Origin of the sequence: Bradyrhizobium sp. PRIMUS42 (assembly GCF_023006515.1) — a bacterium.
Taxonomy (GTDB): domain Bacteria; phylum Pseudomonadota; class Alphaproteobacteria; order Rhizobiales; family Xanthobacteraceae; genus Bradyrhizobium.
The window spans coordinates 1-7,726 of the sequence record NZ_JALBGZ010000269.1; the positions used below are offsets into that span (position 1 = coordinate 1).

General features: G+C 64.9%; 8 protein-coding genes and 1 pseudogene. 3 read left to right on the forward strand and 6 right to left on the reverse strand.

Going from position 1 to position 7,726, the window contains the following annotated elements; genetic code table 11:
* The 6 genes and pseudogenes from MOV75_RS20050 to MOV75_RS20075 form a co-directional block, all read right to left on the reverse strand.
* The coding region (locus MOV75_RS20050; protein ID WP_247006455.1) for a calcium-binding protein at positions 1 to 2,439 on the reverse strand (2,439 nt) is incomplete at its 3' end.
* A gap of 348 nt (positions 2,440 to 2,787) precedes the next feature.
* Positions 2,788 to 3,048 (reverse strand): annotated as a pseudogene (locus MOV75_RS20055) (thymidine phosphorylase); the annotation flags it as partial.
* 3 nt (positions 3,049 to 3,051) lie between these two features.
* Positions 3,052 to 3,207, reverse strand: a complete 156-nt coding sequence (locus MOV75_RS20060) for a hypothetical protein (protein ID WP_246928964.1) — start codon at positions 3,205 to 3,207, stop codon at positions 3,052 to 3,054.
* Positions 3,208 to 3,359: 152 nt separating this feature from the next.
* Entirely contained in the window at positions 3,360 to 3,524 is a 165-nt protein-coding gene (locus MOV75_RS20065; protein WP_246928962.1) for a Flp family type IVb pilin, read from the reverse strand.
* A 281-nt stretch (positions 3,525 to 3,805) separates the two neighbouring features.
* Positions 3,806 to 4,042 (reverse strand): hypothetical protein, encoded by a 237-nt coding sequence (locus MOV75_RS20070; protein ID WP_246928956.1) that lies wholly within the window; start codon positions 4,040 to 4,042, stop codon positions 3,806 to 3,808.
* Between the two features lie 58 nt (positions 4,043 to 4,100).
* A complete protein-coding gene (locus MOV75_RS20075) occupies positions 4,101 to 5,096 on the reverse strand; it encodes a Ku protein (protein ID WP_246928948.1) in 996 nt (331 codons plus the stop codon).
* A gap of 235 nt (positions 5,097 to 5,331) precedes the next feature.
* Here MOV75_RS20075 and MOV75_RS20080 point away from each other — a divergent pair, with 235 nt between their 5' ends.
* From MOV75_RS20080 to MOV75_RS20090, 3 genes are all read left to right on the forward strand, one after another.
* Positions 5,332 to 5,487, forward strand: coding sequence for a hypothetical protein (locus MOV75_RS20080; protein WP_167406553.1), 156 nt, complete (start codon positions 5,332 to 5,334; stop codon positions 5,485 to 5,487).
* 230 nt (positions 5,488 to 5,717) lie between these two features.
* Positions 5,718 to 6,383, forward strand: a complete 666-nt coding sequence (locus tag MOV75_RS20085; RefSeq protein ID WP_246928945.1) for a response regulator transcription factor — start codon at positions 5,718 to 5,720, stop codon at positions 6,381 to 6,383.
* 92 nt (positions 6,384 to 6,475) lie between these two features.
* A partial coding sequence (locus MOV75_RS20090; protein ID WP_247006457.1) for a HAMP domain-containing sensor histidine kinase occupies positions 6,476 to 7,726 on the forward strand: 1,251 nt, incomplete at its 3' end.

A 7,726-nucleotide genomic window follows, 5' to 3' on the forward strand; every position in this document is an offset into this window, starting at 1 on the left:
GATCACGAGCGCGCCGTGGCTGTTGAGCGACAGCGTGATGACGTCGTCGCCGCCGGTGCCGTCGATTGTGATGTTGTCGGCCGCGCCGTCGCCGCCCGCGGTGCCGGGGACGGCGCCGAGATCGATTTTCACCTGCGTCACGTCGGTGCCGCTCATGTCACCGACGATGATCTTGTCGGCGCCGCCGCGGGCATTGAACGCGATCGTCTCGACGCCGTGCGTGTCCATCGTGATGGCGGCGACGTCTCGCGTCAGCTCGGCGCGCGCGCCGCTCGCGAAGATGTTGATGGTTTCGGCGATATTGGCGCCGTTGAACAGCAGGGTGTCGCTGCCGGCCTGGCCCTCGATCGTGTCGTTGTCGTCGCCCGGATTCCAGACGAACGTGTCGTTGCCCGCGCCCATCAGCGCGACGTCGTTGCCGTCGCCGCCGTTGATGAGGTCGTCGCCCTGACTGCCGCGGATGGTGTCGTTGCCGGTTCCGCCGTTGATCGTCAGTTGCAGCACGCCGCCAGCAAGCCCGCTGGCGTCGATGACGTCGTCGCCGCCGAGGCCATTGAGCGTCAGCTGATCGGCCCCGTCCATGGAGGTCAGGTGGGTGGCCGCATGCAGGCCGAACACGGTCACGCCGCCGGCATTGCCACTGACGCCGAACGTGTCGGCTCCCTGGGTGGCATCGGCCGAAACGCTATCCACGGCGCCGTCGGGCGTTCCGGTCGAACCGCCGAGGTCGATGTTCACCCGCGTCACGTCGGTCCCGGTCAGATCGCCCACGTTGATATGGTCGGCGCCGCCCAGCGCATGGATATCGACGTGCTCGACGCCGTGCAGGTCCATCGTGATGTTGGCGACATCGCGCGTCAACAGCGCGCGATCTCCGTTCGCCACGACGGACATGGTCTCGGCAATGCTGGCGCCGAAAAACCGCAGTGTGTCGACGCCGGCGCCGCCCTCGACGGTGTCGCTGCCGTCGCCGGGATTCCACTCGAAGATATCGTTGCCGGCGCCCAGCAGGGCGGTGTCGTTGCCCTGGTTGCCGTCGATGAAATCATTGCCGTCGCCGCCGATCAGCGTGTCGCTGCCACCGCTGCCGAGGATACTATCGTTGCCGGCGCCGCCGTCGATCGTCAGGTGCACGAGTCCGGCCGCCAGCGCGGCCGCCGAGATCGTGTCGTTGCCGCCGAGGCCTTCGACGAGGAGCGCATCGTTCGCGCCTTCCGCATTGGTGATGACGACAGCGGCGGGCAGTCCCGCGACCGCAACCGAGGTGCCCGAGCCGGACACCTCAATCGCGTTGGCGCCGTTCGTGCCCACCAGCGTCACCGTGTCGGCCGCACCGTCGCCGGCGCCGGCTGATCCGAGATCTATATTGACCTGCCTGACATCGGTTCCGGCCAGATTGTTGACGACGATGTTGTCGCTACCGCCGCGCGCATTGATGGTGATGGTTTCGATGCTGTCGAGGTCCATCGTGATGGCGCCGACATTGCGGGCGAGCTGCGTGCGTCCGCCACTGGCGGCGGACAGGGTGATGTCCTCGCCGATGTTCGAGCCGTTGAACAGCAATGTGTCGGTTCCGGCCTGTCCGTCGACCTTGTCGCTGCCGTCGCCCGGGTCCCACTGAAAGGTGTCGTTGCCGGCGCCCAGCAGGGCGGTGTCGTTGCCCTGGTTGCCGTCGATGAAATCGTTGCCCTCGCCGCCCAGCAGGTGGTCCGCGCCATTGCCGCCGAGGATTGTGTCGTTGCCGGTCCCGCCGTCGATCGTCAGCGTGATCAGCGCAGCGAGATTGCCGGCGGCGCTGATGACGTCGTCGCCACCCCTGGCGTTGAGCACGAGGTTCTCGGTGGTGCCGATGTCCAGGAAGAACGGTGCCGGATCGGCGCGGTCGAAGCGCACGCGCGAGCCATTGGCCGTGATGGCGAAGGTCTCGCCGCCATTGCCGCCGTTCACCTCGGCGGTGTCGATGCCTTCGCCGCCTTCCATCAGGTCGCTGTCGTCGCCGGGATTCCAGATCATGCGGTCGTTGCCGGCCTCGCCGAACATCTGGTCGCTGCCGTCGCCGCCGATGAGCACGTCGTTGCCGGAGCCACCGAACAGCAGGTCGTTGCCGCCCTTGCCGAGCAGCGTGTCGTTGCCGGACTGGCCGAACAGCATGTCGCCGCCGGATCCGCCAGTCAGCCCATCGTTGCCGGCGCCGCCGAACAGGTTCGCCGCAGGCATCGCGCCGTTGCTCTCGTCGATCGTGATGATGTCGTTGCCGTCCTGGCCGAAGGCCTGGATCAACTTGGTGTTGACGACCGTGGCGGGGCCGCCTTTGACCGCGACCGCGCCGCCGTTGACGACGATCGTCCCGGCTGCATTGCGGCCCAACGTAACCGCGTTGTTGTGGCCGTTGCCCAGGACGGTGAGGATTCCGGCGGAAAAATTCGCTGTGACAGCCATGTGTGCTTCTCGCTTGACGTGATCGAAATAGGCCGTGCGGCGGGATCGTGACGCTTTTCGCGATGCCGGGGCGAACGGCAGACGATCTCGTCTGTAGGCCCGGATGGCAGTTCCAGCTTGGCTGAAGCCTTCGGACGGGCTCCTGGTTTTCTTGAGAGCCGCTTGATTTTCGGGAAGCCAGGGCGAAACGGCAGTTCACGCAGCCGTGTTTCGCTGCGGCTCGGCCGATGCTGCCTACTAAGCGCTGTGTTGCCCGACGGGCAAAACACGCCAGCGCTGGGTCGAGGGCCCTTCGCAAAAATATTCGAATTTACAGAAGTTCGGGTTTGTGATGAAGCTCGCCGTACCGATCAGGAAGGCTGCGATCTCCATGTCGGAGTAGCGATAATGCGCGAGGTCGGTGATGATCGCGCCGATCTCCGCCTGGCTCAGCGTTCGCCCGTGGATCTTGGCGCGCACCGCCTCCAGGCTCTCCGGAGGCGCGGCGGGCCTGACCGTGACCAGCGTGCCGGCGGCCTGCGCAAAGCGCCGGAACGCGGGTTCGGAGAGACCGATCTCGTCCTGCGCCACCAGCGTATCGTCGTCCGTGATCAGCAACGTCGCCAGCAGGACCTAGTCGCCCTGGCGAAGCTCGACGCGGCTGAAGCCGCGGAAGATCTCGGCGCGCAGCGCCTTGGACTGCCTGGAGACGACGACGACGTTCTCGCGGCCGGTGTCGAGCCGGATGCGGCGGATTTCCAGCTGGGAGTGCGGGAGGTCTGGATGCATGGACAGGCCGGCAGGGAGGAAACTCGGCCTCCATGCTTAGCTGTCGCGATGCCAGTGCTGTTGACCCAGATCATGGCCGGCGCGACCGGCAGGCCTGCGCGCGATGGCGATGTCGCTGATGCCGGATGGGGGCATCCGGCCGGGTCGGCCGGTTACTTCACGGCGGCGTCGATCGAATTGAACTTGTTGTTGAGCAGTGCGCCGCCCGTGCTGTTCACGATGGTGACGATCGCGAGCGCGATCCCCGCGGCAATCAGGCCGTACTCGATCGCGGTTGCTGCATTCTCATCGGCAAGGAACGACCTAAGCAAACGCATTGCCAACTCCTGTTCATCCGATCCAACGTATGGTCGCGTCGTCGTCGGACTCGTAAATAGATCGAATAAGTCTTTATGCGCGCCAAAAGAATTAAGCCCGGGCGAGCGCGCCTCCGCTCATACGACGGCATCCATTAAATTAAGGTTCCATCGGTGCGTCCAAATGGATTCAAATCGGCGGACCCTCGCCGGCAGGGGCGGTGAAGCGCGCCAGGAGCCGCTCGCCGCACCGGGGAGGGGTGCCGCTTAACGGATTGTTGAGGCTGTTTTCCGGCCGTCGCTCATCCGCGCCGGCCACCCGCGTTCAGCGCGCGCAACATGGCGATGCGGGCGAACATCATCCAGCCGCCGCCCGTCTCGGCGGCCTTGATCAAGGTCTCGATGGCGGTCTGCCAGTGTGCCTCGTGCTGGGCGTCCTCGGGCAGGTGCATGATGTAGTCCGCCGCCTGTTGAAGCGTGAGCAGCTCGCGTTTGTTGTCCACGCGAACGGGATCGTCGAACGCCGTCGACCAGGGCATGTCAGGCCGCCCGATCCGCGAGGAGTGACATCACGGCGTGATTGCAGATGCGATGCTGTCAGCCTGCCTTCTTCGCCCGCGCCGGCGCACGCACTGGCTTGTCGGCGGCCTTCTTCGGGGCCTCCTTCGCCGTCTTCGCCGCAGCGTCCTTGCCGCCTTTGCCTGATATCGGCAGCAGCATCTCGCGCTGGCCCTCGACGCGCTTCTTCGGCTTCTTTGCCTTGCTGGTGTCCTTGGCGGTCTCCTTGGCCACCTTCGCCGCGGGCGCTGCGTCCTTTTCGTTCGCGATGCTCTTCTTCAGCGCGTCCATCAAATTGATGACGTTGCCGCCGCTCTTTGGCGTGACCTTGGCTGCGATCGGCATCCCGCTGCGCTTCTTGTTGATCAGATCGATCAGGGCGGTCTCGTAATGGTCCTCGAACAGCTCGGGCTCGAACGCACCGGACTTCTTCTCGACGATGTGTTTTGCGAGGTCGAGCATGTCCCTGGTCAGCTTCACGTCCTGGATGTCGTCGAAATATTCCTGCTCGCTGCGGACCTCGTAGGGATAGCGCAGCAGCGTGCCCATCAGCCCGCTCTCGAGCGGCTCGAGCGCGATGATGTGCTCGCGGTTGGTCAGCACCACGCGGCCGATCGCGACCTTGTCCATGCTGCGGATGGTCTCGCGGATCACGGCATAGGCGTCGTGGCCGACCTTGCCGTCCGGCACGAGATAATAGGGGCGGATCAGATAGCGATTGTCGATGTCGGCCTTCGGTACGAACTCGTCGATGTCGATCGTGTGGGTGGAATCGAGCGCGATGTCGTCGAGCTCGTCCTTGGTGACCTCGATATAGGTGTCGGTGTCGACCTTGTAGCCCTTGACGATGTCCTCGGAGGTCACCTCGTCACCGGTCTCGGCGTCGACCTTGAGGTACTTGATCCGGTGGCCGGTCTTGCGGTTGATCTGGTTGAAGGAGACCTTCTCAGTATCCGAAGTGGCCGGATAGAGCGCGACCGGACAGGTCACGAGCGACAGACGCAGAAAACCCTTCCAATTGGCGCGGGGGGCCATGGGCTACTCCAAACGCAACAGGGACAGACGACTAGGATACCATCGGGGAACAACGAATCAAAGCAAGGTCGGTTGCTGAATCTTGCAACTGCGTTAACCGGCCGCCGGGCCTGCTGCCGCTGCCCCGATCCGAGCGCAAAAGCCGGAACATCATATCCAATCACGCGTTGGCTTCGGACATCGGCTGCGAGGAGGTCGTGGCTATCGAAAGCGACATCCAGAGATTGAGGTCATCATGGCAACCACGCGAGAGCAGCATCAGATCGTGGAAACTCCGACCGAGGCGCGTCAGGGCGAGCCTGGGCCTTCGGTGGCGGCGCTGCTCGCCATCTCGACCGGACTTGCGATCCTGATCCTCGCCGTCGTCTGGTTCGTGTTCTTCCGGACCTGACGGCTGAATTCACGGGAAGGGCGGACCTTCCGGCGCGCCGCGGTATGCGGCACATTGCGCCCGCCCTGCTGCCGGCTCGTCCGGTCGCAGGGCGGGCGCAGTCGCGTTGGCTGCAGACTCATCGTATATGACCAAAAAGTAACGCGGCCGGTTCCCGGCGTTCATATTGGGTTCACGCCGGAATTGCTCATCTGGTGCAGTGTTGATGCGGCCTATGTCTGGAGAGAAGCGTGCGCCTGCTCGTTGTTGAGGACGACCCCGATCTCAATCGCCAGCTCACCAAGGCGCTGACGGACGCCGGCTATGTCGTCGATCGCGCCTTCGACGGCGAGGAGGGGCATTATCTCGGCGACAACGAGCCGTATGATGCCGTCGTGCTCGACATCGGCCTGCCGAAGAAGGACGGCATCTCGGTGCTGGAGGCCTGGCGCCGCAATGGCCGTACCATGCCGGTCCTGATCCTCACCGCGCGCGACCGCTGGAGCGACAAGGTGCAGGGCTTCGACGCCGGCGCCGACGACTATGTCCCCAAACCGTTCCACCTCGAGGAGGTGCTGGCGCGCATCCGCGCGCTGCTGCGCCGCTCGACCGGCCATGCCCAGAGCGAACTCAGCTGCGGCCCTGTTACCCTCGACACCCGGACCGGCCGGGTCAGCGTCTCCGGCAATCCGATCAAGATGACCTCGCACGAATATCGGCTTCTGGCCTACCTGATGCACCATTCCGGGCGCGTGGTCTCGCGCACCGAGCTGGTCGAGCACCTCTACGACCAGGATTTCGACCGCGACTCCAACACCATCGAAGTCTTCGTCGGCCGCATCCGCAAGAAGCTCGACGTCGACATCATCCAGACCGTCCGCGGCCTCGGCTATCTCCTGACCCCGCCGGCCGCCTGACGCGTTCGGGCTTGACGGGCAGCCCGACAGGGGCCTTGGTCCGGACATGAGCTCTGACGCCCCGCCATCCTGCGCCTCCCGGGATCATTCCGATGCGCGCTAGTTCGCTTGCGAACCGCCTGTTCCTCTCGGCGACCGCCTGGCTCGTGGTAATCCTGGCCATCACCGGCGTGGTGCTGTCGTCGGTCTACAAGAGCGCCACCGAGCGCGCCTTCGACCGCCGGCTCAATCTCTATCTCCGCACCCTCATCGCCGAGGTCGCGACCCCCGACGAGCCGCCGGACCGTCAGTTCCAATCGCTTGGCGAGCCCCTGTTCGAGCTGCCGCTGTCGGGCTGGTATTGGCAAATCACGCGGACCGACACCGAAAAGCCGGAAGTGCGCTCCTCGCGCTCGCTCTGGGACAAGAAGCTGCCAAAGCTGGAGGAGCAGGGCACCGAGCTCACCGCCGCCGGCATTCGGCTCGCTTATGTCGACGGGCCCGAGGGACAGAATTTGCGCATGGTCGAACGTCCCGTCGATCTCGGCGCCGACGGCAAGTTTCTGGTCAGCGTCGCCGGCGACGACACCGAGATTTTCGACGAGACGCGCAGCTTCGACTATTATCTCGGCGGCACCTTCACGGCGCTCGGCATCGTGCTGCTGCTGACGACCGTATTCCAGGTCCGTTTCGGCCTGGCGCCGCTCAAACGCATCTCCGAATCCATCGCCGACATCCGCTCCGGGCGGGCGGAGCGGCTCGAGGGCGAATTCCCGGTCGAGATCGCGCCATTGGCGCGCGAGACCAACGCCCTGATCGATGCCAATCGCGAGATCGTGGAGCGCGCGCGCACCCATGTCGGCAATCTCGCCCATGCGATCAAGACGCCGCTCTCGGTCATCGTCAACGAGGCCGGCGCCCACGTCGCCGATCCCTTCGCGGCCAAGGTGATGGAGCAGGCGGATGTGATGCGCGACCAGGTCGCCCACCATCTGGAGCGCGCGCGCATCGCCGCGCGGGTCTCCGTGGTCGCGACCGTGACGGAGGTGGCGCCTGCCATCGAGGCGCTGCGGCGGACCATGGAGAAGATCCATCGCGATCGCGGCATCGTGGTCGAAGCCAAGGCCGATCCGTCGGCAAAATTTCGCGGCGAGCGCCAGGATCTGGAGGAGATGGTCGGCAATCTCGTCGACAATGCCTGCAAATGGGCGGCCCAGCGCGTCTTCATCGAGGTCCTGGTGGAGACGCCGCATAACCTGCCGGTTCGCTGCTCAAGCACATTACGCGAGCACGGTGGACTATCTGTAACCTTTTGGTCAGCCTTCTTGCCTCATCCTGCGTGGGCTCAAGCGATACTCCAAGGA

What these genes read in the sequence shown, in the direction of transcription:
- MOV75_RS20060 (WP_246928964.1), bottom strand. Translation starts at nt 3,207, where the DNA reads ATGCATCCAGACCTCCCGCACTCCCAGCTGGAAATCCGCCGCATCCGG.
- MOV75_RS20065 (WP_246928962.1), bottom strand. Translation starts at nt 3,524, where the DNA reads ATGCGTTTGCTTAGGTCGTTCCTTGCCGATGAGAATGCAGCAACCGCG.
- MOV75_RS20070 (WP_246928956.1), bottom strand. Translation starts at nt 4,042, where the DNA reads ATGCCCTGGTCGACGGCGTTCGACGATCCCGTTCGCGTGGACAACAAA.
- MOV75_RS20075 (WP_246928948.1), bottom strand. Translation starts at nt 5,096, where the DNA reads ATGGCCCCCCGCGCCAATTGGAAGGGTTTTCTGCGTCTGTCGCTCGTG.
- MOV75_RS20080 (WP_167406553.1), top strand. Translation starts at nt 5,332, where the DNA reads ATGGCAACCACGCGAGAGCAGCATCAGATCGTGGAAACTCCGACCGAG.